Origin of the sequence: Lacrimispora indolis DSM 755 (assembly GCF_000526995.1) — a bacterium.
GTDB lineage: Bacteria > Bacillota > Clostridia > Lachnospirales > Lachnospiraceae > Lacrimispora > Lacrimispora indolis.
The window spans coordinates 1,196,820-1,218,830 of sequence record NZ_AZUI01000001.1; the positions used below are offsets into that span (position 1 = coordinate 1,196,820).

The 22,011-nt window shown below is 45.9% G+C and carries 21 protein-coding genes; 4 read left to right on the forward strand and 17 right to left on the reverse strand.

Annotated elements, in window-relative coordinates; genetic code table 11:
- Nucleotides 1–82: 82 nt before the first annotated feature.
- Nucleotides 83–619: a glucan-binding protein gene (locus K401_RS0105770; RefSeq protein WP_024292071.1), complete on the forward strand. Its 537-nt coding sequence runs from the start codon at nucleotides 83–85 to the stop codon at nucleotides 617–619.
- Nucleotides 620–672: 53 nt separating this feature from the next.
- On the opposite strand, the gene K401_RS0105775 is transcribed toward K401_RS0105770, so the two are convergent.
- The 3 genes from K401_RS0105775 to K401_RS0105785 all read right to left on the reverse strand — a co-directional run bounded on the left by K401_RS0105775 (nucleotide 673) and on the right by K401_RS0105785 (nucleotide 3,981).
- Entirely contained in the window at nucleotides 673–1,995 is a 1,323-nt protein-coding gene (locus K401_RS0105775; RefSeq protein ID WP_024292072.1) for an MATE family efflux transporter, read from the reverse strand.
- Between the two features lie 15 nt (nucleotides 1,996–2,010).
- Entirely contained in the window at nucleotides 2,011–2,991 is a 981-nt protein-coding gene (locus tag K401_RS0105780) for a Gfo/Idh/MocA family protein (protein WP_024292073.1), read from the reverse strand.
- 99 nt (nucleotides 2,992–3,090) lie between these two features.
- Nucleotides 3,091–3,981 (reverse strand): LysR family transcriptional regulator, encoded by an 891-nt coding sequence (locus K401_RS0105785; RefSeq protein ID WP_024292074.1) that lies wholly within the window; start codon nucleotides 3,979–3,981, stop codon nucleotides 3,091–3,093.
- A gap of 168 nt (nucleotides 3,982–4,149) precedes the next feature.
- On the opposite strand from K401_RS0105785, the gene K401_RS0105790 reads away from it, so the two are divergent.
- Nucleotides 4,150–5,424 carry an L-cysteine desulfidase family protein gene (locus tag K401_RS0105790; protein ID WP_024292075.1) on the forward strand — a complete coding sequence of 425 codons (1,275 nt, stop codon included), beginning with the start codon at nucleotides 4,150–4,152 and terminating at the stop codon, nucleotides 5,422–5,424.
- Between the two features lie 135 nt (nucleotides 5,425–5,559).
- Here the strand turns inward: K401_RS0105790 and K401_RS0105795 are convergent, their stop codons facing one another.
- From K401_RS0105795 to K401_RS0105825, 5 genes are all read right to left on the reverse strand, one after another.
- On the reverse strand, nucleotides 5,560–5,766 hold the full coding sequence (locus K401_RS0105795) for a hypothetical protein (RefSeq protein ID WP_024292076.1): 207 nt from the start codon (nucleotides 5,764–5,766) through the stop codon (nucleotides 5,560–5,562).
- Nucleotides 5,767–6,192: 426 nt separating this feature from the next.
- The gene (locus K401_RS0105810) at nucleotides 6,193–6,495 is read right to left on the reverse strand and encodes a PTS sugar transporter subunit IIB (protein ID WP_024292077.1); all 303 of its coding nucleotides are present in this window, start codon (nucleotides 6,493–6,495) and stop codon (nucleotides 6,193–6,195) included.
- 22 nt (nucleotides 6,496–6,517) lie between these two features.
- Nucleotides 6,518–6,823 (reverse strand): PTS sugar transporter subunit IIA, encoded by a 306-nt coding sequence (locus K401_RS0105815; protein WP_024292078.1) that lies wholly within the window; start codon nucleotides 6,821–6,823, stop codon nucleotides 6,518–6,520.
- A gap of 19 nt (nucleotides 6,824–6,842) precedes the next feature.
- On the reverse strand, nucleotides 6,843–7,112 hold the full coding sequence (locus tag K401_RS31030) for a hypothetical protein (protein WP_024292079.1): 270 nt from the start codon (nucleotides 7,110–7,112) through the stop codon (nucleotides 6,843–6,845).
- A 29-nt stretch (nucleotides 7,113–7,141) separates the two neighbouring features.
- A complete protein-coding gene (locus K401_RS0105825; RefSeq protein ID WP_024292080.1) occupies nucleotides 7,142–8,452 on the reverse strand; it encodes a PTS sugar transporter subunit IIC in 1,311 nt (436 codons plus the stop codon).
- Nucleotides 8,453–8,683: 231 nt separating this feature from the next.
- On the opposite strand from K401_RS0105825, the gene K401_RS0105830 reads away from it, so the two are divergent.
- On the forward strand, nucleotides 8,684–10,165 hold the full coding sequence (locus K401_RS0105830; RefSeq protein WP_024292081.1) for a family 1 glycosylhydrolase: 1,482 nt from the start codon (nucleotides 8,684–8,686) through the stop codon (nucleotides 10,163–10,165).
- Nucleotides 10,166–10,243: 78 nt separating this feature from the next.
- Here K401_RS0105830 and K401_RS0105835 read toward each other — a convergent pair whose 3' ends face one another.
- Nucleotides 10,244–12,139 carry a BglG family transcription antiterminator gene (locus K401_RS0105835; RefSeq protein ID WP_024292082.1) on the reverse strand — a complete coding sequence of 632 codons (1,896 nt, stop codon included), beginning with the start codon at nucleotides 12,137–12,139 and terminating at the stop codon, nucleotides 10,244–10,246.
- A gap of 668 nt (nucleotides 12,140–12,807) precedes the next feature.
- Between K401_RS0105835 and K401_RS0105845 the strand changes: the two genes are divergently transcribed.
- Nucleotides 12,808–13,029, forward strand: coding sequence for a hypothetical protein (locus tag K401_RS0105845; RefSeq protein ID WP_024292083.1), 222 nt, complete (start codon nucleotides 12,808–12,810; stop codon nucleotides 13,027–13,029).
- A 299-nt stretch (nucleotides 13,030–13,328) separates the two neighbouring features.
- On the opposite strand, the gene prfA is transcribed toward K401_RS0105845, so the two are convergent.
- The 8 genes from prfA to K401_RS0105895 all read right to left on the reverse strand — a co-directional run bounded on the left by prfA (nucleotide 13,329) and on the right by K401_RS0105895 (nucleotide 21,886).
- A complete protein-coding gene (prfA, locus tag K401_RS0105850; RefSeq protein ID WP_024292084.1) occupies nucleotides 13,329–14,405 on the reverse strand; it encodes a peptide chain release factor 1 in 1,077 nt (358 codons plus the stop codon).
- Nucleotides 14,406–14,438: 33 nt separating this feature from the next.
- Nucleotides 14,439–15,305 (reverse strand): peptide chain release factor N(5)-glutamine methyltransferase, encoded by an 867-nt coding sequence (prmC, locus tag K401_RS0105855; RefSeq protein WP_242842294.1) that lies wholly within the window; start codon nucleotides 15,303–15,305, stop codon nucleotides 14,439–14,441.
- Nucleotides 15,302–16,246: a DUF1385 domain-containing protein gene (locus K401_RS0105860; protein ID WP_024292086.1), complete on the reverse strand. Its 945-nt coding sequence runs from the start codon at nucleotides 16,244–16,246 to the stop codon at nucleotides 15,302–15,304. The genes prmC and K401_RS0105860 overlap by 4 nt, the downstream gene beginning before the upstream one ends.
- Before the next feature lie 199 nt (nucleotides 16,247–16,445).
- On the reverse strand, nucleotides 16,446–16,655 hold the full coding sequence (gene rpmE, locus K401_RS0105870; protein ID WP_013271164.1) for a 50S ribosomal protein L31: 210 nt from the start codon (nucleotides 16,653–16,655) through the stop codon (nucleotides 16,446–16,448).
- Between the two features lie 134 nt (nucleotides 16,656–16,789).
- Nucleotides 16,790–18,403 carry a transcription termination factor Rho gene (gene rho, locus K401_RS0105875; RefSeq protein WP_024292088.1) on the reverse strand — a complete coding sequence of 538 codons (1,614 nt, stop codon included), beginning with the start codon at nucleotides 18,401–18,403 and terminating at the stop codon, nucleotides 16,790–16,792.
- Nucleotides 18,404–18,567: 164 nt separating this feature from the next.
- A complete protein-coding gene (locus tag K401_RS0105880) occupies nucleotides 18,568–19,887 on the reverse strand; it encodes a replication-associated recombination protein A (RefSeq protein WP_024292089.1) in 1,320 nt (439 codons plus the stop codon).
- Between the two features lie 148 nt (nucleotides 19,888–20,035).
- A complete protein-coding gene (locus K401_RS0105885) occupies nucleotides 20,036–21,010 on the reverse strand; it encodes a Gfo/Idh/MocA family protein (protein WP_024292090.1) in 975 nt (324 codons plus the stop codon).
- A 402-nt stretch (nucleotides 21,011–21,412) separates the two neighbouring features.
- Nucleotides 21,413–21,886, reverse strand: coding sequence for a NanQ anomerase/TabA/YiaL family protein (locus tag K401_RS0105895; protein WP_024292091.1), 474 nt, complete (start codon nucleotides 21,884–21,886; stop codon nucleotides 21,413–21,415).
- Between the last annotated feature and the right edge of the window lie 125 nt (nucleotides 21,887–22,011).

Below are 22,011 nucleotides of genomic sequence, written 5' to 3' on the forward strand. Positions count from 1 at the left end.
TCCTCTCATTGTTTTTTTCAGGACCTTCGCCTATAATCAAAGCAGTTATCCTTATCTTTTGCATTCAGGAGGTGACGTTTTTATGAAAAATATTTCCCGCTTAAACTTCATTCGCCGTGCAGCTGCCGCTGCCGCTGTTTCCCTGGTTCTTTTTGCCGGCGCAAGCCCATTTGACAGCTTTGCCCATACAAAGGATGAATCCATTTACCTGGCCGGCACCTGGATAAAGGATGAGGTTGGCTGGCGTTTCTTTAACCAGTGGAATTCCACCTTTCCCGCCGGGAAATGGGCAGAATATCAGGGAAATTCCTATTATTTTATGGACAATGGATACATAGCGACCGGCTGGCATTTTCTAAACGGCCGATGGTATTATTTTAATCCTTATGAGGGAAACGAGGAAGGCTCTATGGTAACGGGCTGGGTTTATGACCCGGATTGCGAAGGCTGGTTTTATACGAACCAGATCGGGATCATGGTCACCGGCTGGCATAAAATTGATGGCTTCTGGTACTATTTTAACCCGAATTCCGACGGCCTACTCGGACTAATGGCCGTAAGCCGTGTTGTAGACGGCTCCTACGTGGATGCCAGCGGACGGATGAATGAACTGCGATGAATATGCAGACATATCCGTCCGTCTCATTGCCCGCATAAAAAGAGCAGTGCTGTTTAAGAAACAGACACTGCTCTTTTTTCGATTCCCCGAAATCTCCAGCTGAATAAAACAGCGCGGAAAACCCAGTCAATAAACATTCCATACCATACGCCCATGACACCTGTATTCATAACGCGGACAAAGAAATAAACAAAGGCGATCCGGAACAGCCACATGGAAAATATAGACACTGCCATGGTGAATTTGGCATCCATGGAAGCTCTTAAGGCATAGGGAATGGTAAAGGCCAGAGGCCACACGATCATGGCATAGCTGTGGGCTACCACCATTTGGGCGGATATTTCTGCCGCTTCTCCTGAAAGATTGTACACGGAAACAAGCTGGTCTGAAAATACCACCATGATCCCGCACAGCAGCAAAAGGATCCCGTAATTGGCCATAACCAGAAACCTGGTGTACTTCTCTGCCTGCTTTTTCTCCCCAGCTCCCACGCACTGCCCCACAATGGTGATCAGGCCCAAACCAATGGCGTTTCCAGGCAAATACAGCAGCGTTACCAGGTTGGAGGCCACCGCATAGCTGGCGATGGCAGCTGTTCCCAAAGAGGAGACCAGGCTTTGAAGAGCAAGCTTTCCGAACTGGAACATGCCGCTTTCTAAGCCGTTTGGAATGCCGATGGACAGTATTTTTTTAATCATGGGAAGGTTTGGCTTAAGCTCTGCCAGGTGGTTGATCCTCACCGTATTGTTAGGATTCTGAATCATGAAAAGCATCAGCACTGCGGCAGCCACACGGCTGAATAAGGTGGGCCAGGCAAGGCCGGACACTCCCATATGGAGGCCGTATACGCAGACCGCATTTCCTATGACATTGACGGTATTGATCACCAGGGAAACTGCCATGGATGCCTTGGAATTTCCCATGGACCGGAATAAGGCCGCACAGGAATTATAGACTGCCACAAAGGGATAGGACAGGGCCGTGATCCAGAAATAAACCACGGCAGCGCTCATGACTTCCTCATCCACGTTGCCGAAAATGACCTTTAACAGACTTCCCCTTCCTGCCAGTGCAATGAGGGTTACAAGCACGGACAGCACGGTTGTGACTCCAAGGAGCTGCCCTGCTGCCTTGCAGGCATTCTCCGACTGCTTTTTCCCAAGATACTGGGAGGATATGACCGCCCCTCCGGTGGCCAATGCCGCCAGCATCTGTATGATCAGGATGTTGATGGATTCCACCAGGGAAACACCGGAAACCGAGGCCTCTCCAACAGCTGCTGCCATTACCACGTTCACCATGCCCACCAGGACGATCAATATCTGTTCCACGATCAGAGGAGCCAGCAGTTTCAGTAAATCTTTTCTAGTAAACATTCTGTTTCCTCTTTATCATGCCTCAAACGGATAGCAGATCCCCCACTGCCTTCTTAACTCGTCCATGACCTTCATAATGGACAGGGTTGTGGTATGAGGCATCTGGGGACACTGGGTCCAGCCGTTTTTGATGGCTTCCCCGCTGGCATTGATCTCATATTCATATCCGGATATCTGCTCCGGCTGAAGATGGTTTTCCACAAGCTGCCTTTTGGTGTCATAGACCCGGATTGTCTCAAAATTATTAACATTCTCAACTACAATATATCCCTTGGTTCCGTAGATGATTCCCAGGCGGTCGGAAAGCACCCGTAAGGAGCTATTTAAGATCGCCATCTTTCCTCCCGGATAGCACAGGGTAATGCTGTTCTGGGCATCCACTCCGCTGTCCGTTTTGATCACGCTGGACTGGATGTCTGAAATCTCATCCCCAAACACAAGGGAAGCGAAATTAAGGGTATACACACCTACATCAAGAAGGGCCCCTCCTGCAAGCTCCGGCTTTATCAGGCGCGGCTTGCCTGAGATCAGATAACAGAGATTAGCAGTAAGCGTCATTGGCTCTCCGATAACGCCTGAATCTAAAACCTCTTTTAAGGTCTTTGCCATGGGCATGTAGCGTACCCACATGGCTTCCGTTATCATCAGGTTCTTTTCCACTGCCAGATCGGTCATTTCCTTTGCCTGTGCGTAGTTGGCTGCAAAGGCTTTTTCACAGAGAACATGCTTCCCATTCTCCAGGCACAGCCTGGCATTGCTGCAATGCTCGGAATGGGGCGTGGCAATGTAGATCAATTGAATATCCGGATCCTTTACAAGCTCCTCATAGGAGCCATACGCCCTTTCTATGGAAAAACGCGCCGCAAATTCCTCCGCTTTTTCCAGACTTCTGGATCCTGCTCCCATCAGAGCCACCTGAGGCATCTGAACCATTGTATTTGCCAGTGTTGAGGCAATCCCGCCTGTTCCCATGATTCCTATTTTTAGCGCATCCATATCTCAAACCTCCGTGCATTTTTATTCGTTTATGTTCAGTATATCACATGAAAACAGCCTGTACAATCACTCTTTTGGAAGGCTTTGGCAGGCGGTTTTTTAACTCTCCTGTTCCAGCCTTTGAACCAGCTCTATAAATGCCTTCATCTCCCTGCTGACCCATTTATCCTTATGGTAGACCATCTGTCTCCAGGTCTGCAAGTGAAAGTCCTTCATTTTAAGAGGTGTCAAAATTCCTTCCTCAATATCCCTGCAAATGGTGAACTCCGGCAGAAAGGAAATTCCTGTATTGCTGCGGAGGAGCTTGATGATAAATTCCGTGTTGCCGATCTCCAGAAAGGGATGGACCTTTTTCCCGCAGGAAGCCAGGTGCTGCTCCAGCATAAACCGGTAACTGGCATCCTTTTCCGTAAGAAGCATTGGCTGAGAAATGACCTGATCCATGGTAAGACTTATTTCCTCTGCAAAGGGATGGTTTTTTGATGCGGCAAAAATGATGTTTTCAGGCTTTTCCATGATTTTTACCCATTTTGCATCATACATAAGCTCATCAAGAAAATATACCAGGTCAATGGTATTGTGATTCATCATGTCAAGAAGGGCGCTGGGAGAATCCACCACAATGCTTACATTGACCTGGGGATAAAGGCGGTGAAACTCCTGGATCAAGGGCGGAAATAAGGTGGAACAGATGGACTCAATGGTCCCGATGACCAATCTTCCCGTAAGCTCTGAGGAAATTGATAAGATGTTTTTCACATGGGTTAAGTTCCTTACCACCTCAGCCGCATATTCATAAAAAGTTTCTCCCTCATGGGTCAGGGTCGTCTGCTTCCCTATCCGGTCAAACAAATGGACCTTTAATTCCTTTTCCAGCTGCTTGATCTGCACGGTAACTGCAGCCTGGGAATAGCCCAGTTTTTCAGCCGCCTTACAAAAGCTTTTCCTGTTTGCCACTTCTAAAAAGGTCTTTATCTCCCGAAGCTCCATCCTTAAACTCCTTTCTTAATGTTGATTTAAAAATATTAAACGTTATCTTAAAAACATTAAATTTTACTTCCTCATTTATCTATGGTACATTATAACCAACAAGTAATCAATGCTTATTCAAAAAAGTCTTTAAAAATCAATGAACCATTCAGAAAGGAATTGTGTCATATGGAGAAGGCAAATCTAAAATACGGGGCTTATGTACAAATATTAAAAGAAGAGCTGGTTCCTGCCATGGGCTGTACCGAGCCAATCGCCCTGGCTTATGCCGCTGCAGTAGCAAGAAAAACACTGGGGGAAATGCCTGATAAGGCAGTGGTGGCTGCAAGCGGAAGCATTATTAAGAACGTGAAATCCGTGATCGTTCCAAACACAGGCCATTTAAAGGGAATCCCTGCGGCAGTGGCAGCAGGAATCGTGGCAGGAGATCCGGAAAAAGAGCTGGAGGTTATAGCAGATGTCTCTCAGGAGCAGATCCTGGAAATGAGAACATTTATAGAGGAAAGGGAGATCACGGTAGAACACCTGGACAATGGAATCTGCTTTGATATCCTTGTCACCCTGTATAAGGGCGCTTCTTACAGCAGGGTGCGCATTGCTGATTACCACACAAACATCGTTCTCATTGAAAAAAACGGAACCGTAGTAAGGCAGGGAGAAGCTGTTTTAGAAAAAGAACCCTTGACCGACCGGAGCCTGCTTAATATGGAGGATATCTGGGACTTCATTAATTCGGTGGACATTCCCGACATTAAGGAGATCCTGGACCGTCAGATCCGGTACAACTGGGCCATTGCCGAAGAAGGGCTTAAGAACAATTATGGTGCCAATATCGGCAAAGTGCTCCTTAAAAATTCCGGGAATGATCTGGCTCTTAAGGCAAAGGCCATGGCGGCAGCCGGTTCCGACGCCCGCATGAACGGCTGCGGACTGCCTGTCATCATCAATTCAGGAAGCGGAAATCAGGGGATTACCGTTTCTGTACCTGTCATCGTTTATGCAATGGGTTTAAAGGTCAGCGAAGAAAAAATGTACCGGGCCTTAGCCTTGTCAAACCTGGCCGCCATACACCAGAAAACCCCCATCGGCCGGTTATCTGCCTATTGCGGGGCAGTCAATGCAGGGGCCGGTGCAGGGGCCGGAATTGCCTATATCTGCGGAGGAGGTTATAAAGAAGTCACCCATACCATAGTCAACGCCCTTGCCATTGTTTCCGGCATTGTATGCGACGGGGCAAAGTCCTCCTGTGCGGCGAAGATCGCCTCCTCCATAGAAGCCGGAATACTAGGCTACAACATGTACATGGAAGGGCAGCAATTCCTGGACGGCGACGGGATCGTCACCAAGGGCGTAGAGGCTACCCTCAGGAATGTGGGAAGATTGGGAAAAGAAGGGATGAGGGCGACCAACGAGGAAATTATCCGGATCATGATAGGACAATAGGAACGGGCTGCCGGATTTTGATTCCATGGTTTAAAGGTATAGGATAAAACAATCTGCGGGAAAATGCATCATACTATTTTATTCTGTACCTTCTTTTCATCTGCTTGAAATTGAGAGATTTTGGCGCGTGTAATTTTACCCGGCACTCACCTGAAAATAAATTGCCGAAAGCTCTTTGATCCCTTTGCACTTTTTCTTCAGTGCAGCAGCCATCTCTTGATCATTTCCCGCCGGATTTTCAAATTCAAGTTTCATTCCGGATTTTTTGAGAAATATAAGCCCCTCTTCCTCCGCAGCCTTCTGAAAAACCTCTGCTTTTAATGGTGCATTGATTATAATCATTTTCCTCATCCTCTCTGTTGTTTATAAAACTGCGCTGCCGGCCAGCATGACGGCAGGGATGGTAAACAATGACAGGGCCGTTGTGACCGCCAGTAATTTTGAGGCGTAACCGCTGTCTTTCCCGTACTGCAGCGCGAACATGGCTCCCATGGCTCCGCTGGGGCAAGCCGCGGCAGTCAATATGGTAATGGAGACGGTCCGGATAACAGGATCGCCAGCAGGAAACTGGCTGCGGATAATCCTGCTGTAACGGCCAGCCCGGTTTATATAGCGCTTGCTCCTATCATCAGAATAAGAAACATTTCCATTATTTTATTAACCGTAATATATGCCAAGTCCATTTTTTCCTCAAATTTGCACGGGTTCTGAAAAAAACCGCTTCCGCAATTTATTTTATCCCCCGGAAAAAGCCTCTGAATGCAAGGTTCAGTCTCCCAATGCCTTCCTCACCTGAGCGATGACCTTTGCTCCATTCATGGTGCCGTAAGCCTGCATGTCAATACATTCGATAATCTTCCCCGGACAGTCCTTTTCCACCTTTGCCTTGCTGAAACGGACCTGAGGGCCTAAAAGGATGATATCCGCATCCGCCCCTTTATTCCTGGTGCTTGCCAGAGCGTACGCATGGATCTGGCACTCATAATTTTCTTTTGCCGCCGCCTCCTTCATCTTATTTACCAGAAGGCTGGTCGACATGCCTGCAGCGCAGAATAATACGATATTCCTCATAAACATACTTCCTTTCCACCTTTTATTTTTGTTTTTTCAGGATCTCAATCATTTCCTTGCAGAGGTCCATGACCGTCATGGCATTCATCAGATGATCCTGGGCATGGACCATCAAAAGGCCGACCTCCACTTTTTCGCCGTTCAATTCATTCTGGATCATTTCCGTCTGGACCTCGTGGGACTGAAGGATCATCTGATCTGCTTCATTCATCAGCTTATCTGCATACTCAAAATTTTCATCCCTGGCAGCGCGTAAAGCTTCAATTGCCGTACTTCTGGCATTTCCGCTGCTTACCACAAGCTTCATAATGACCATTTCAATATCCATGTCAACATTCCTTTCTCTCCTAGCCTGTGATTATGAGTCTGAAAAAGCCAATGAGGTAAGCGGCCGCGACCAGCGTCCAAACCCACTTTTCCGATCTGCGGAATGTTGATTCCCCGCTCCAGACACGGTACAGTCCGTAAGGAGGAAAAAGGATGATCCAGATATAAGTTATGATCCTGGCTTTTGATAAAACATCCTGCATCTGCCTTTCCGGCAATAATGCAGCGCCCGGCGCCGCCGGCATGTGTTCTGTCATATGTTTTCTTTCATTTTTACCTTTCAAACCCATAATCACCTCCCGCTGTTATTCTATTCTTTTTATTCCGCTGTTTCAACCTGTTGTTTGTTGGCCGCAAGGACAAAGGGTATGTAAATAAGGAAAGCAAGTAAAATACAAATAATCTGTGTGAGCGCCGCACCCACATTTCCGCCGGAGCATAGGAAAGCCATAAGTCCGGGAGGAGTGGTCCAGGGAGCGTTCACAACCATTCTTCCGCAGAAGCCGATATTTGTCATAAGATAGGCAAAGGTTGCGGAAACCGCCGGCGCGATCATAAACGGAATCGCAAGGATCGGATTCATAACGATAGGAAGACCGAACGTTAAGGGCTCATTAATATTAAAAAACGCACACGGGATCGCCAGCTTTGCTATCGCCCTGTAATCCCCTCTTTTGGAAAACAGCATGATTGCTATAATCAGTCCGCCTGTGATCCCCGCACCGGTCACCGTGGAAAAGCATGACATAAACGGTGTGGAAATGATATTGGGAATCGCTGTTCCAGCCGCATAAGCCGCCTCATTTTCAGCAAATGCCGCTAACAAAATTGGCTCGTATACCGCCTTTGTGGCCTGAGTCCCATGAATACCAAAGGTCCAAAGAACCGTTGTAATGAACACCAGGGTAACATATCCGGGAAAGCTGGTCAGTACATTGGCCAGGGGCTTCTGAATAAATGCCGTGATTGCATGAAACAGTGTCATGCCCGTGATTATTTCAAATACCATCCCAAAAGCTGATACAATGAGGATCGTAATGAGTGACGGAAACAGGATCGTGAAGGATCGGGCGACATTGGAAGGAACGCTGTCCGGCATGTGGATATCAAGCTTTCCGCTGTTTACCAGCCTGCAGTAAATTTCCGTTGCCGCCAAGGATGTGAACATCCCCACGAACAGGCCCTGGGCATTGGTAAACTCTCTGGAAAGTACATTGGCAACAGTGACCACACTCCCGTCTGCCGCTTTCCCTGATGCAGTAAATGCGCACAGGGAAATGTAAGCGCCTAACGCAACTACCGGAAGCGCCTTATCGGATATTCCGTAATGTTCACCCAGCTCCATTGCGATGAGAATCACGATACCAATGGCAATGAAATTCATGGTCCCGTAATTTGCCGCGGTAAACATGGGATTCAGCTTGCCGAGGAAACTGAGCCCCGGAATATTGGCAAGGCTGAAATATCCCGGTGTAGTATTACAGATAACATTTGAAAACAGCGTACAGAATGAACCGATTATTATGATCGGAAGCAAACTCGTAAACGCATTCTTAACTGCTGCCAGATGCCTCTGCGTCTGCATTGTGCCTGCAACCGAAAGCAGGCCGTTCATTACTTTGTCTTTCATCTTTTCCTCCATCTCCACCGCCAATGGCGGCACTCTTTTATGCGTATTCACATATTATCATAATTTTTTTTTGAACTCCATGCTCTATTTTTCCATTTTCATAATGGCACTTTTTTCTTCTCACGGCTCCTGGAAACAGACTCCACCATGAAATTGGAAAAAGTGTGCTTGGATATAAAAAATCAACTTTGCTATAATGGTTTTATCAAAAATAAATCAGGAGGGATCAATATGGATCAAACAAAAGCATTCCCTGAAGGCTTCCTTTGGGGCGGGGCCACCGCCGCCAATCAGGTGGAAGGCGGCTGGAAGGAAGGCGGAAAAGGAATTTCCGTATCAGACTGCGCTCGGGCGCATTTCGATACCGACGTGACCAATTACAGGGCGCACAATGCGGTGACCAGCAAAGACATTGAAGAGGCCCTTGCCACGGAGGATGAAGTATATTATCCGAAAAGGCATGGTTCTGATTTTTACCATCATTATAAAGAGGACATACGTCTTTTTGCGGAAATGGGTTTCAAGGTTTACCGCATGTCCATCGCCTGGTCCAGGATCTTCCCCAACGCAGATGACGCCGAACCAAATGAAGAAGGGCTGAAGTTCTATGACAATGTGTTTGATGAGCTTCAAAAATACGGCATTGAGCCGCTGGTCACCATGTCACATTACGAGCCGCCCTTAAACCTGGTTCTAAACTACAAAGGCTGGTACTCCAGGGAAGTGATCGGCTTATTCACAAGATTTGTGGAAACTATCTGCCGGCGCTATAAGGATAAAGTAAAATACTGGCTCACCTTCAATGAAGTTGATTCCATGATCCGCCATCCCTATACTACCGGCGCCCTGATCGAAGACCGCTTCCCTGGGCAGAACTTTGAAGAAGTGATCTTCCAGGCCATGCACCATCAGTTTGTGGCTTCCGCTCTTGCCACCAGGATCTGCCACGAAATCATTCCCGGCTCCATGGTGGGCTGCATGCTGACAAAGCTTACTTATTATCCTTATACCTGCAGGCCCGAGGATGTTCTGGAAGCCCAGCAGGCCATGCGGAGCACTTACTGCTACAGCGATACCCAGGTGTTCGGCGAATATCCGTCTTACCTGCTCTCCAGGTTCAGAAACCATGGCATCCATATAAAGAAAGAGAGCGGGGATGATGAGATCATGAAGGCTTATCCCGTTGATTTCGTCTCCTTTTCCTACTATCACTCTTCCTGTGCGGCAAAGGATACCTCCAACTTGAACGTAACCTCCGGCAATACGATCAACGCCATCAAAAATCCCCATCTGAAAGCTTCTGACTGGGGCTGGCAGATCGATCCCACCGGCCTGCGCATCTCCATGGTCGATTTGTATGACCGTTACCGGAAGCCTCTGTTCATTGTGGAAAACGGCCTGGGCGCAACGGATGTTGTAAATGAGGATGGAACCATTGACGATCCGTACCGTATTGAATATTTCAAAGAGCACATGAAAGCGATTCTGGATGCCATTGAGGAGGATGGGGTCACCTGCCTTGGCTATACTTCCTGGGGCTGTATTGATATCGTGTCCGAATCCACCAAGCAGATGTCCAAGCGTTACGGCTTCATCTATGTGGACTGTGACGATTATGGAAAAGGCACTTACAAACGGCTTAAGAAAAAATCCTTTGACTGGTATAAACATGTGATCGAAACCAACGGAGCCTGCCTGTTTGAGGAAGACTGACCGTACGGCTAAAAACAGCAGCCCTGGAATTCATTTTCCGTAAGGCTGCTGTTTTTTATATCCGTTTACTTAAATTGTTTATAATACCCGGGGCATCTGGGCTTCTATTTCACTCATGGCCTTTATAAAGGTATCATAATCCTGTTTTCTGATCAGATCCTGTATCTGTTTCTGACTCAGCACAAAAGATGCCGTCATCTGGTAAAACCGCTGCAGCTCCACACTGTTATGGTCTTTATTGGCTATAGAAATCAGGAAAACAGCCCGTATCTTCTGGTCTCCCCAGTCCACCGCTTCGTCCAGTATACCCACGCACACAAAGGTTTCATTGCTCATAGCTTCATAGCAGTGTGGCATTGCCACCATGTTGCCAAAGGCTGTTTTGGCCAGCTTCTCTCTTTTTAGCACCGATTCGTAAAATTCTTCCGGAAGGTGTTTCTTTTCAGTCACAAACCGGCACATAAAACGCAGGACCTCATCCTTGCTTTTAAACTTTAAATGGGTCAAAAACATTTCCCTTTCATAATAATACCCCACGGAAGACTCCTTATCAGCCGCAAGAGCCCTTTTTACATTCACAATGTCATCATCATCCAGAAAGTAACGCACCTCCTGAATGGGGAGTGGGACCGCCACCGGAATGGGCACCGTGGTAAAAATGTAATCATATTGGGAGAAATCCATTTTATACAGGCTTCCCACGTCACAGGCCGTAATTTCGTTAATGTAAGAGCCAAAGGAATTCTTGTATTTATATTGGAGCAGCTGGGCGCTTCCTCTTCCTGAGGAACACACCAGCAAAACATTTTTCTTCTTGATTTCCGTCTTTTTCCGCTCCAGGGCAAGGGCAAAGGCAAAGGCAAAGTACGCAATCTCATCCTCTGAGAGGGAAACTCCGTAATGCTCATTGATCACAGTAACCGCGCTGCATGCCATGGTATAGGATAAGCAGAATTTTTCCTTCACATCCCGAAGCATAGGATTCTTTAAGTCCATATCATACTTGATCCGCACGCTTAAGGGGACCAGGTGCTGACTTAAAAACATGCGGAGCTCTAAATCATCCCGGAAGTCAAATTTGAACAGACCGTATACCCGATCCAGCATATCGGTCACCAGATCGCTGATTTCCTGGGTGATAATCACGTTGCTTCCCGGCTCCCCGCCCTCCACATGAAACACCAGTTTTTTTCCGGCCAGATGGATGGCGATATATGCAACCTCATTTTCAGGAAAGGCAATATGAAACGTTTCTTCGATCTGCGCCGCAATGGCTCCCGCTATCTGATATTCGTACTGGTCACTCATATTTTCTATGGGTTCCTCCGGCATGGGCACATAATGGCCTTCCATAATGCGGCTGATAGCGATATAAAGATGGACCACTAGATTCTGATAGGCCGTTCCAGTTATGAGAAAATCATTCTTTTTGACAACTCCCGATACACAGGCAGCAATCTGATCCATGCTTTGATTTCCCTTATGAAGACGTTTTCCCGAGAAGGAGGCAATGCACAGCCTGGCATCAAATTCATTTCCATCCAGCTTTATGCCATAATTGGGTTTCCGGATGAGTCTGATGTTGTATTTTTTTAAGAAATGCTCCACTTCCTTTAAATCCGCCGTCAGAGTACGCTTGGAGATATACAGGCTTTCGCTTAATTCATCCAGCTTTACATAGGACGGGCTGTTAAATAAATATTCCAGCAGATACTGGATCCGTTCTTCTGAGGTGGAAGGAAGATATTCATCCAGCATATTCTTGTACTTTTTTCCACAGAATGCAGCATATTTATTTTCATCCGTAATTTTCAGATAATATCCCACTCCATATTTTGAAATCACCGAAGCCCCGTACGGTTCGATCTCATAATTGATGTCCTTCAGCAGATTTCGAACTGTCTTCGTTCCAAAATGGACTTCTTTCGAAAGCATTTCTGCAGTATAATATTCTCCGTCTGATAAAATATCCAAAATTTGCCTCATTCGCTTATCCAAATATTTTCACCCCTGTAAATAAATGTAAAAGTCTTTTGTGAAAAGAGTACAGGTTTATCCACCTGTTTTGTGTGTTATATTTAATATTATTTTTTATTTTTTCATTATTTTATGCATATTTACATAATATCATAGTTTAATTTTTAATACGATGAATCTTTTTTCCAATTTCAATGTGGCAATCCTTTCCAGCATATGTTTTCTCAGACACAGAATTTGTATAAAAGTGTCTTCGGCACCTCAACTCCTTCCCCCCTCATTTGATGACACTGCAGATTTATGACATTGCAGTTTCAAAAGATAATTTGCTTAGAAGAATTAAAGAGGTATTCAATCCTAGTTCTTTATCAAAGTTCTGTAAGCTTCGCTTAAAGGGTATGGAACTTTTGATTATGTTGAAATTTAAAGCTGTTTAAATTGCAGAGGAAATAGGTTCTGAGGATTTGGAGGATTTGGAGCACTTGGAAACATTGAAGGAATCTGATGCAAAAGCAGGACACAAAACAGCAGATGCTTCTATTTTCAGATATAAAACCCATACTCCATGACAGAAAAAAAATTATTACTGCTGCAGCCATTACAAGTGTTGAAAAAGCAGACAAGTAAAAACCTTCTTCCCTGGTTAAAAAAGCAGAGATTCGGACATGATAACTGTGGAAGTCATAGGAAATAAGGCCTACTCCTGTAAAGATAACATAGAATCTTCAAAAGAAAACCAGTATCATCTGATATCCGGGCTAAACAGCATTGTCACACATAGAAACCGGAAGAAAAAACCCCGGAGTGAACAGGCTGAATTCCAGGAAAAAGATCATTTCAAAGCGAAAGCAAAAGGGAGATATAAGATTGAGGCCAAGAACAGCTAATTAAAACACAGACACAGTTATGAAGTAACATCATCAGGTTTCATTGGAATGGAAATGCAGGGTGCCATGGTAATCATTGCAGTTAATATGAAACAAATTATAATGATATGATGAAAAATAGGGCGAATACGCTCTATCCTTTTCAAAAAGCCCAAAGAGTTTTTTGTAGCAAGGCTCTTTGGGCTTTTTTGTAAGTTACAATTATTAAAAATCGACTATTTTATCAGTGCCCTCCCCTGATGGAACAGGGCTGACAGATAATCTTTTAATAAACCAGAAAACACCGCAGATACGGAATTTTACGCCTCTTCATTTAACCTGCTTAAGCGCACGGCCTGATCTGCCGCAATAAGGGAATCCAAAAGCTCCTGAATGTCTCCATTCATAATGGAATCGATCTTATAAAGGGTCAGCTTGATCCTGTGATCCGTTACGCGGCCCTGAGGGAAGTTATAGGTCCGGATCTTTTCGGAACGGTCTCCCGTACCGATCTGGCTTCTTCTTTCCTCAGCCTCTGAATTCTGCCTTTTCTCCAGCTCCATGTCATAAAGCTTGGAACGCAGTAAACGGAAGGCCTTTTCTTTATTCTGAAGCTGTGATTTTTCTGTCTGGCTGTAAATCACGATTCCAGTAGGCATGTGGGTCAGACGGACAGCCGAGTCGGTGGTGTTTACGCACTGCCCTCCGTTTCCGGAGGCACGCATAACGTCGATCCTCACATCTTTATCCTCGATCACCACGTCAAACTCTTCTGCCTCAGGCATAACTGCTACCGTAGCCGTGGAGGTGTGGATTCTTCCTCCGCTTTCTGTTTCCGGCACACGCTGTACCCGATGAACGCCGCTTTCATATTTCATCTTGGAGTAAGCGCCCTTGCCGGTGATCATGGCAACCACTTCCTTGAAGCCGCCGATCCCATTTTCATTGACGCTGATCAGTTCCACCTTCCAGTGGTGTGCTTCCGCATAGTTTACATACATACGGTAAAGCTCGGAGGCAAACAGGGCCGCTTCGTCGCCGCCTGCTCCTGCACGGATCTCCAGAATAATATTCTTATCGTCATTGGGATCCTTAGGCAAAAGTAAAATTTTAAGCTCCTGTTCCAGCGCCTCGATCTGCTTCTTGGCATCAGATAATTCCTCCTTTGCCATTTCCCGCATTTCTTCGTCGCTCTCTTCCTCCAGAAGAGCCAGGCTGTCTTCTACCGTCTGCTTTGCCTTCTTATACTGGGTATAAGCCTCCACCAGCTCTGCCAGATCTGCCTGCTCCTTCATCAGCTTCCGAAACCGGTTCTGATCCTCTGTTACAGAAGGATTGTTAAGCTCCTGCATTAATTCTTCATAATGAATTAAAATATCATCTAATCTATCAAACATTGGTAACCTCCTGAATTTCCCGTTAAGGACTGCTCATTGCTTTCGTGAACAAACCACCCGGTCCAGTCCTGCCGCATCCTTGACCACACGGATTTCTCCAAAGCCAGCGTCCTTTAATAAGCCACTGACCGCTGCTCCCTGGTCATAGCCGATTTCTAAATAAACCGCTCCTCCTGATACCATGTGTGAGCGGCTTTCCAAAGCAAGCTTCCTGTAAAAATACAGTCCGTCTTCCTTTCCGTCCAGGGCCAGCATGGGTTCGTGATCCCGGACCTCCGGCTGCAGCCCTTCTATTATTTTTGTCGGGATATAAGGAGGATTTGACACGATCACATCAAACTTTTTCTGCTTCTCTAAGGAAGCAAATAAATCGCTTTCCGTCAGCGTCACTTTTCCTTCTCCCAAATGCTTCCGCGCATTTTGTTCCGCCACCTTAAGGGCTTCCCTTGAAATATCCACGGCAGTCACGCGGTCAAACCTGCCAAGCTTTGCCAAACTGACAGCAATACAGCCGCTTCCCGTACACATATCCAAAAGTTCCGGATTCTTTCCCTTATAATCCTTTAAGACCAGCTCCACCAGAGTTTCCGTATCCTGTCTTGGGATCAGCACATGCTCATTGACGAAAAACTCAAGTCCCATAAACTCCCTGCTGCCAATGATCTGCTGAAGAGGAATTCTTTGGGAGCGCCTGTTGATCATGGAACGATATTCCCATATTGCCTTCAGATTGTGCCCGTCTTCCGGAAGTTTTCTGTTTCTGTCCATGAGAAAATGGGTCATATCCGTAGAAAACGCCTCTAACAGCAGGTACCTGGAATCAAGAGATGCCTCTTCCACCCCTGCCTTTAACAGCTTTTCCGTTCCTTCTTCCAATAAAAGCTGTAATGTCAGATTCATGCACTCTTCTCCGGGAAATTCCTGTCAAGAAATGCTTTCCAGTCAAATACCGCCTCAACAGAAGCGATTCCAACTAAAATCATCTCATCATCAGGCTCCTTGGTAGTCATTCCCTGCATCCACATGCCCGGACGGCTTAATAAATCTACCAGCTTTGATTCGCTGCGCCCTGCCAGACGCAAAAATTCATAGGATACTCCGGCAATGAACGGAATCAATATGATCCTGCTGAGAACCCGAAGGGGCACTGTATCCACTCTCACCACCATAAAAAACAGGATGCTGATGATCATGACGATCAAAAGAAAGCTTGTTCCGCAGCGTTTATGTTCTTTAGAGCTGTTTCTCACATTTTCCACAGTAAGCGGAAGCCCGTGTTCCAGGCAGTTGATGCACTTGTGTTCCGCTCCATGATACATGAAGGTCCGGCGGATATCCTCCATGCGTGAGACCAGACCAATGTAAGCGATGAAGATCCCGATACGGATCACACCTTCTAAAATAGCCATAAGGGTCTGGGACTTTATAAATTGGTGAAATATGTTTGCAAGGAACATGGGTAATACCATAAAGATCAGGATAGCCATTACCACGGAAAACACCATCACCATGCTCATCAGTGCCTTTTCCGTCTTTTCCCCAAACATCCGCTCCAACATCTTTTCAAACCTGGAAGGCTCTGAAACCTCCTCATCGTCCTCAAAAAAGCTGGCTGAAAATGTCAGGGACTTCATGCCCAAAACCATGGAGTCCACAAAGCTGAATATTCCCCTCACAAAAGGCAGAGAAAAAAGCTTTACCCGTTCTCCCATGCTGACATAAGTATCCTTTTTCACTTCAATGGTTCCGTCCGGCTTGCGGACTGCTGTGGCATACTCATCCCCGTTTTTCATCATAACGCCTTCAATCACGGCCTGCCCGCCGATACCTGAATATTTCATACGCCAAACCACCTCTCTGTTTAAAATGGAAGCTTTTCACTTGTTCAAATCTGAAAAAAGGCTGAGCTAAAGTGTTTCCACCAAACTCAACCTTTTCTTTGCCCCTGATATAATAAGGAAGTTCCATACGCCCAATGAACGCATAGAACGGCTGATTTCCTGAATTCATGCTGTGCTTCGCCTGCATTCATCAAAGAAATTATGCCTCAGCCTTAACGCCATATTTACGATTGAATTTATCAATACGTCCACGAGCGGAAGCAGCCTTCTGCTGACCGGTGTAGAATGAATGGCATTTAGAACAAACTTCTACGTGGATATCTTCCTTTGTAGAACCAGTTACGAATTCATTACCACAGTTGCAAACTACTTTTGCCTGATAGTAATTTGGATGGATTCCCTCTTTCATGATTTTCACCTCGCATACTCTGATTTCTATTAAATCGCAGTCCGCAAACCGACTTTGTCTAATAAACAGCTTACACAGTATAACATAAATTTTTTTTTAATGCAAGCATTTATTTCTGCAAAAACCCGCATTCCCTAGAAAAAGCGCATTTTTTTGGAGGTTTCCACGAATTCCCTGTTGTTTCTTGTCCTTGAGAACAAATCCAGAATTTTCTCTACCGCATCTTCCGGTTTCAGGGTGTTGGTAGCCTTCCGGACGATATCAACGGCCTCCGCCTCTTCTCTGGAAAGAAGCAGGTCATCCCTTCTGGTACCGGATTTAAGGATGTCAATGGCAGGGAAAATCCTCTTTTCAGACAGTTTTCTGTCGAGAACCAGTTCCATATTGCCGGTTCCCTTAAATTCCTCATAAATAACATCATCCATACGGCTGCCTGTATCCACAAGAGCGGTGGCAAGAACGGTGAGGCTGCCTCCCTCCCTCATATTTCTGGCTGCGCCAAAGAACCGTTTCGGCATGTGAAGGGCTGCAGGATCCAGACCTCCGGATAAGGTACGGCCGCTTGGAGCCACTGTTAAGTTATAGGCCCTTGCCAGACGGGTAATGCTGTCTAAAAGGATCACCACATCCCGGCCATGCTCAACAAGGCGCTTGGCACGCTCGATCACCATTTCCGATACCCTCTTATGGCGATCCGGAAGCTCGTCAAAGGTGGAATAAAGCACCTCCACGTTGTTTCCGTAAATCGATTCTTTGATATCCGTAACCTCCTCAGGGCGCTCATCGATCAGCAGGATCATGAGATGGATCTCCGGGTGGTTTACGGTAATGGCCTTTGCAACGTCTTTAAGCAGGGTCGTTTTTCCTGCTTTTGGCGGGGATACGATCATTCCTCTCTGTCCCTTTCCAATAGGAGCTAAGAGATCCAGGACACGCATGGCAGTGGTGTTCTTCCCTCCATGTGTTTCCATGTGAAGTCTTTCATCCGGGAATATGGGGATCATATTTTCAAAGTTTGGACGGCGTTCCGCCACGCTGGTGGGATAGCCGTTGATGTTCTTTACATATAGCAGAGCGGCAAATTTTTCTGTAGCCGTCTTCACCCTGCGGCTTCCGTGGATGATATCTCCCGTCTTCATATTAAACCGGCGGATCTGGGAAGGGGCAACGTAGACGTCATTTTCCCCTGGAAGATAATTTTCACAGCGGATAAAGCCAAACCCATCAGGCATGACTTCTAAAATACCATGGGCTTCTATGCCGCTGTCTAACTCCTGCAGTTCAGGACTTGGCTGAAAATCTGCTTTTGGTTCTTCCGGAGCAGATTCTGTCCTAGCCTCATTTCTGGAATAAGACTCTGTGTTATTTCCCGGAGCAGGACGGTAGCTTGCCGGCCTTTGCTGGCCTTCCTGGCGGTAGGAACGGACAACCGTCTTTCTTTGGCTGCCTGCTGCGGACATCATCTGCTGATCCCCATTCATCTGTCCCTGCTGGCTTACCGTCTCTGGCTGAGACTGGGTCTGCGCCGCCGGATGGGCTGCAGCTTTAGGAACCTCTTTTTTTACTTCCTCCGCCTTTTCTGCTGAAACACTCCCCGGCGAAACTGGAAAAGCAGATGTCCCCTCTTCTTTTTGGCAAAGCAAATCTATAATTTCAGCTTTTCGCATGGAACTGCAGCCCTTGATTCCCTGGGCTTTGGCAAGCTCCTTTAGTTCCGCTAACGGCAATGTCTGTAATTTTTCACGCATATTATTCTCCTTCATGATTCCTTATAACAGTCGTTTCATAATCTTGGGAATGCTTCACGATAGAATATCGCAACAGATGGCCGGAAGGGTTGCTCCGGCCCAAATCATGCTAAATCAGGTCGTATGATACGCCTATTATATACCTTTATATAAAAAAAGAAAAGTTATTTTTTTAGTTCCCTTAAACGCTCTTTTATTTTACTCTCATAACCATTTTCCGTTGGGTGGTAAAACTCTGTTCCTTCCATTCCATCGGGTAAATACTGCTGTTTTACATAATTGCCGGGATAATCGTGAGCATAGAGATACCCCTGTCCATGGCCCAGCTTTGATGCTCCCTTATAGTGGGAATCCTGTAAATGAACCGGCACCGGCATGGTTTTCTGGTTCCTCACCGAATCCAGTGCCTCAAACACTGCCATGCAGGCTGCATTGCTCTTAGGCGCCGAGGCTACATAGGTAACTGCCTGGGACAGGATGATCTGGGCTTCCGGAAGCCCGATCCTCTCCGCAGCCTGGACTGCAGCAACCGCTACAACAAGAGCCTGAGGATCCGCATTTCCCACATCCTCCGCAGCGCAGATCATGATCCTTCTGGCAATGAATTTTATATCCTCTCCGGCATAAAGCATCCTTGCCAGATAATAAACGGCTGCATCCGGGTCCGAACCCCGCATGCTCTTTATAAAAGCCGATATGGTATCGTAATGATTATCTCCTGTCTTGTCGTAACGCACCACCCGCTTTTGGATGCACTCTTCGGCAACCTGAAGATTGATATGGATTTTTCCATCCGACAGGTTCCGTTCCGTGGTCAATATCCCAAGCTCCACCGCATTTAAAGCAGCTCTTGCATCTCCGTTGGAAACATCCGCCAGAAACTCTTTTGCATCTTCGTCAATCACAGCGTTATAGGACCCCATTCCTTTGTCCTTGTCATAAACCGCACGATGGATCAGCTCCCTGATATCCTCCCTTTCCAGCGGTTTTAGCTCGAATACTCTGGATCTGGAAAGAAGGGCGCCATTTACCTCAAAATAGGGATTTTCCGTGGTCGCTCCAATGAGGATTAATGTTCCATCTTCTACAAACGGAAGAAGATAGTCCTGCTGCCCTTTGTTGAAACGGTGGATCTCATCCACGAACAGTATGGTCTTTTTTCCATACATTCCCAGAGAATCCTTGGCTTCCTTTACGATCTCTTCCATGTCCTTTTTCCCGGCCACCGTGGCGTTGATCTGCCTAAAATCCGCACTGGTAGTATTGGCGATCACCCTTGCCAGAGTAGTTTTCCCGGTTCCGGGAGGACCGTAAAAAATTACGGAACCCAGCTTATCCGCCTTTATAGCCCGGTAGAGCAGTTTGTCCCTGCCAATGATATGCTGCTGCCCCACCACCTCATCAAGGGTCGCCGGGCGAAGCCTTGATGCAAGGGGAGACTCATTTTTCATGGTATTTTCCCTCATATAATCAAACAAATCCATTGTTATTCTCCCGTATCATGAAATCCGTTGGGGAAAGATTTCTGCCGGTTAATCCGGCGAAAGCCTTCCGGCTGTAACAAGAGTATAGCCCTGCTTGGGCAAAGTGTCAACAGCATCCCGTTTTCCTGCGCCTTCTTAAGAGTACAGTTTATCCTTCTTCCGGGTACTTCATATTCCAGTCATTCCGTATTCTCGTCATCATATTCATAACATCTGTTGTGTATTCCAGATACATTTCGTCAGATTCTTTGGAAACCGCCTTCTCCATATCCAATATTTCATACAATAAGGCATCATCCGTGGTTCCTGCCTCAATCACTTCCTGGCGACTATCCTCTGTGTAAGTGATCACCGCCTTGTCAGCCCTGGGATATTCAAAGATTTCAATATACCCCTTATCAAAAGCCACTGTGCCGCGCTTTGGCTGCTTTGCGTGGAGGGACAGAGAAATGGAGGCCATTTCCTGTTGATTGTTCATTAACAGGATCCCCGCCTGCTCATCTACACCGCTGGGTGCGAATTTGACCTGTGACAGAACCTGGTCCGGCGCCTCGGTCATGAACCATCTGGCAAAGGAAAGGGCATATACACCAATGTCTAACAATGCCCCGCCGGCAAGATTGGGGTTAAAAAATCTATTCTCCATATTATATTCCTTGTAGCTTCCAAAGTTCATCTGTACAAAGCGCAGAGTCCCCAGTTGGCCGCTTTTTACAATTTCCTTTAATTTCCTGTAAAGGGGCATATGATAAATCGTCATTGCCTCTCCCAGTACCAGATTGTTTTTATCTGCAATACCGGCTGCAACGGCAAGCTCCTGGGAATTCAGGGTAATTGATTTTTCACACAGCACATGTTTTCCGCTTTTTAATGCCTCTTTTAAATAGGTAATGTGGGTGTTATGTGGAGTTGAAATGTAGATAATATCCACCTGATCATCATGAAACATGTCATGAATATTATCATAGACCTTCTCTACTCCATATGTTTCTGCAAATTTAACTGCATTATCATGGGTTCTGTTTCCAACCCCATATAAGGTCTTTCCCCGCTTCTTCATGTTCTCTGCCAGCTGTTTGGCAATTTCGCCACAGCCTAATGTGGCCCAACGATACTCTTTCATAGCCCGATCCTCCTAATCATCTTGTTTTCATCACGCATCTTCTTTTAAATACTTCAATCGTACACAAACTCTATATAATGTTTATTATGGGCAGAACCTGTCCCTTTGTCAAGCATCGCCGCCAATCATATAACCGGATATATAACAATTATGTTATGTATAATATAGCTTATCCTCACTTCCCATAATATAAAAACCCCATTTGCTTCGGCATGAAACCTGCCGGGCAAATAGGGGTTGGAGGCTGAATCGTTACAGTGGTTCTTCATTCTTTCCTCTTTACTTCACACTCAATAAGGTTATAAAAAACGATTTATAACCCTTATCTGCAACAAATTCCGGCTAAGACGGGACAGATAAAAAACATTTCTGTTAATCCCGCATTTCTTTCGTATCAATTTTTTATAATGTATCTACTTTTACTTTTAACACAATCTTCTTTATTTCCTCAGGAGCTCCCATCTGGCAGCATGGCCTGTGGACATCCTCAGGAAAAAATATGGCATAGCAGCCTTCTGTCATGGGAAGCATCAGTTCATTTACATCGTCTCTCTCTTTGTAAAAAAGAACGTCATTTTCTTCAAGCAGATCCTCCAGCACTTCACCATCTCCGCAGTCCGGATAAAACCCGATCAATTCATGACCGCGCACCATATATTGAACATCAATATATTTTCTATGCACTTCCGGCCTCTTTTCCTCTGCTGGCCCTGTAGTAACTTCATTAATCTGCAAAATCAGATTCTCCCCATCCAAAGGATACTTTCCATGATGCATCTCTGTCACGTCAGTCTCCCTTAAAATCGATATTGCTTTACGGATTTTTTCCGTATAAGCTTTCTCAGTCTCCGCTGACCCAATATGTCCGTAAATCATAAATGTTCCCCTTTCCTTTTTGCAATCGATTGCGTAATTCTTATTTAGGATATCAGTTTTTTTTCAGGGAATCAATCCTATTAATTGCTAAATTCTCTCATGTACTTTTGTGGTTTTTGACATAA

What these genes read in the sequence shown, in the direction of transcription:
- K401_RS0105790 (WP_024292075.1), top strand. Translation starts at nt 4,150, where the DNA reads ATGGAGAAGGCAAATCTAAAATACGGGGCTTATGTACAAATATTAAAA.
- K401_RS0105825 (WP_024292080.1), bottom strand. Translation starts at nt 8,452, where the DNA reads ATGAAAGACAAAGTAATGAACGGCCTGCTTTCGGTTGCAGGCACAATG.
- K401_RS0105785 (WP_024292074.1), bottom strand. Translation starts at nt 3,981, where the DNA reads ATGGAGCTTCGGGAGATAAAGACCTTTTTAGAAGTGGCAAACAGGAAA.
- K401_RS0105830 (WP_024292081.1), top strand. Translation starts at nt 8,684, where the DNA reads ATGGATCAAACAAAAGCATTCCCTGAAGGCTTCCTTTGGGGCGGGGCC.
- K401_RS0105775 (WP_024292072.1), bottom strand. Translation starts at nt 1,995, where the DNA reads ATGTTTACTAGAAAAGATTTACTGAAACTGCTGGCTCCTCTGATCGTG.
- rpmE (WP_013271164.1), bottom strand. Translation starts at nt 16,655, where the DNA reads ATGAAAGAGGGAATCCATCCAAATTACTATCAGGCAAAAGTAGTTTGC.
- K401_RS0105860 (WP_024292086.1), bottom strand. Translation starts at nt 16,246, where the DNA reads ATGAAATATTCAGGTATCGGCGGGCAGGCCGTGATTGAAGGCGTTATG.
- K401_RS0105810 (WP_024292077.1), bottom strand. Translation starts at nt 6,495, where the DNA reads ATGAGGAATATCGTATTATTCTGCGCTGCAGGCATGTCGACCAGCCTT.
- K401_RS0105845 (WP_024292083.1), top strand. Translation starts at nt 12,808, where the DNA reads ATGATAACTGTGGAAGTCATAGGAAATAAGGCCTACTCCTGTAAAGAT.
- K401_RS0105780 (WP_024292073.1), bottom strand. Translation starts at nt 2,991, where the DNA reads ATGGATGCGCTAAAAATAGGAATCATGGGAACAGGCGGGATTGCCTCA.
- K401_RS0105885 (WP_024292090.1), bottom strand. Translation starts at nt 21,010, where the DNA reads ATGAAAGAGTATCGTTGGGCCACATTAGGCTGTGGCGAAATTGCCAAA.
- rho (WP_024292088.1), bottom strand. Translation starts at nt 18,403, where the DNA reads ATGCGTGAAAAATTACAGACATTGCCGTTAGCGGAACTAAAGGAGCTT.
- K401_RS0105880 (WP_024292089.1), bottom strand. Translation starts at nt 19,887, where the DNA reads ATGGATTTGTTTGATTATATGAGGGAAAATACCATGAAAAATGAGTCT.
- K401_RS0105815 (WP_024292078.1), bottom strand. Translation starts at nt 6,823, where the DNA reads ATGGATATTGAAATGGTCATTATGAAGCTTGTGGTAAGCAGCGGAAAT.
- prmC (WP_242842294.1), bottom strand. Translation starts at nt 15,305, where the DNA reads ATGAATCTGACATTACAGCTTTTATTGGAAGAAGGAACGGAAAAGCTG.
- K401_RS0105795 (WP_024292076.1), bottom strand. Translation starts at nt 5,766, where the DNA reads ATGATTATAATCAATGCACCATTAAAAGCAGAGGTTTTTCAGAAGGCT.
- prfA (WP_024292084.1), bottom strand. Translation starts at nt 14,405, where the DNA reads ATGTTTGATAGATTAGATGATATTTTAATTCATTATGAAGAATTAATG.
- K401_RS0105895 (WP_024292091.1), bottom strand. Translation starts at nt 21,886, where the DNA reads ATGATTTACGGACATATTGGGTCAGCGGAGACTGAGAAAGCTTATACG.
- K401_RS31030 (WP_024292079.1), bottom strand. Translation starts at nt 7,112, where the DNA reads ATGGGTTTGAAAGGTAAAAATGAAAGAAAACATATGACAGAACACATG.
- K401_RS0105770 (WP_024292071.1), top strand. Translation starts at nt 83, where the DNA reads ATGAAAAATATTTCCCGCTTAAACTTCATTCGCCGTGCAGCTGCCGCT.